Origin of the sequence: Pseudomonas sp. NBRC 111140, from assembly GCF_001320885.1 — a bacterium.
Lineage (GTDB): Bacteria > Pseudomonadota > Gammaproteobacteria > Pseudomonadales > Pseudomonadaceae > Aquipseudomonas > Aquipseudomonas putida_P.
Window position 1 is genome coordinate 1 of record NZ_BCBQ01000195.1, and the last position, 1,132, is coordinate 1,132.

The following is a 1,132-nucleotide window of genomic DNA, read 5'->3' on the forward strand; positions in this document are numbered from 1 at the left end:
GGGTTATAGAACATCTCGATATAATCGAAAATATCACTTCGGGCTTCTTCACGGGTTGTGTAGATCTTTCGTCGGATTCGCTCCCGCTTCAAAAGCTGGAAAAAACTCTCGGCTACGGCATTGTCGTGGCAGTTTCCCCGCCGGCTCATGCTGCTGATTACATTGTTGGCCTTCAAGAAACTTTGCCAATCCGAGCTACTGAACTGACTGCCTTGATCCGAGTGAATCATCACTTGCTGCTGAGGTTTGCGTCGCCAAACAGCCATCAACATCGCGTCGATAGCCAGGTCGCTGCTCATCCTTGGCTTCATTGACCAACCAATTACTTGGCGTGAAAACAGATCCAGCACTACCGCGAGGTAGAGCCACCCTTCATAGGTGCGGATGTAAGTGATATCTGTCACCCAGACCTTGTTCGGCTCACTGACCTTGAACTGCCGCGCGAGGTGGTTGGGCGAGGCCACTGTTGGTTTTCCTCCGTAAAACCCTGGACGCCGCCGATAGCCCGTTTGCGAACGCAGCCCCTCCTCCTGCATCAAGCGCCCGACTCGATTTCGTCCGCATTCCTCTCCCAGCTCACGTAGGTCATCGTGAATTTTGCGGTAGCCATACACACCTCCGCTTTCTAGCCAAGCGTGTTTGATCAAGCCAAGCAGACGTTGATCTTCTTTTGCTCGGGCAGATTGAGGCTCGGCCAGCCAGGCGTAGTAGCCGCTGGGGTGCACCTTGAGGGTTTGGCAAAGGCGCCGCACCGAGTAATCCGTCGAGTGCTTCTTGATGAAGGCGTACTTCAGCCGCACTCCTTGGCAAAGTACGCGGCGGCCTTTTTTAAGATGTCTCGCTCTTCCGTCACGCGCTTGAGTTCAGCGCGTAGCTTACGCAATTCGGCCTGCTGATCGTCGTCTTGTTGACGCTGCTCTTGGGGCTTGCTGTAGACCTTGATCCAGGCGTAAAGGCTGTGCACGGACATGCCCAGGCGCTGGGCGACCTCGGCGACAGGTTTGCCTTTTTCGGTCACTTGCTTGACCGCTTCGATCTTGAATTCTTCGGGGTAACGCTGACGACTCATGGCACCTCCTATTTGGGCCTCATTATGAGGCTTGGAGGTGTCTACGAAACCAGGGGCGATTCA

1 protein-coding gene is annotated in these 1,132 nt (G+C 54.6%); it reads right to left on the reverse strand.

The window, feature by feature from the left end; translation table 11 throughout:
- Positions 1-1,069 (reverse strand): IS3 family transposase gene (locus tag APH42_RS28840; RefSeq protein WP_156352985.1). Its coding sequence is split into 2 segments (ribosomal slippage), with 1,070 coding nucleotides annotated over them: positions 1-826 and positions 826-1,069; the frame shifts between segments, so codons are not numbered across the junction. This gene is flagged as partial in the annotation.
- Positions 1,070-1,132 lie beyond the last annotated feature (63 nt).